1 rRNA gene is annotated in these 440 nt (G+C 55.2%); it reads right to left on the reverse strand.

The annotated features are described in order from the left end of the window. A 16S ribosomal RNA gene (locus FLV34_RS39785) occupies positions 1 to 440 on the reverse strand; the annotation flags it as partial.

Raw genomic sequence — 440 nt, forward strand, 5'->3', positions numbered from 1 at the left:
GACTACCAGGGAATCTAATCCTGTTTGCTCCCCACGCTTTCGAGCCTCAACGTCAGTTACCGTCCAGCAAGCCGCCTTCGCCACTGGTGTTCCTCCTAATATCTACGCATTTCACCGCTACACTAGGAATTCCACTTACCTCTCCGACACTCTAGCTCAGCAGTTTCAAATGCAGTCCCGGGGTTGAGCCCCGGGCTTTCACATCAGACTTGCCGTGCCGTCTACGCTCCCTTTACACCCAGTAAATCCGGATAACGCTTGCCCCCTACGTATTACCGCGGCTGCTGGCACGTAGTTAGCCGGGGCTTCTTAGTCAGGTACCGTCATTTTTTTTTCCGATGAGAGAGCGTTACATAACGAAATTCCGGGTGACTGACGTGGAGTCGTTGCCTCTGCGTTTCTGCCCCGGCGGGATCCGCCGTGATCGTGTCACTCGCGCC

It is taken from the genome of Microbispora sp. CSR-4, from assembly GCF_008033685.1.
Lineage (GTDB): Bacteria > Actinomycetota > Actinomycetes > Streptosporangiales > Streptosporangiaceae > Microbispora.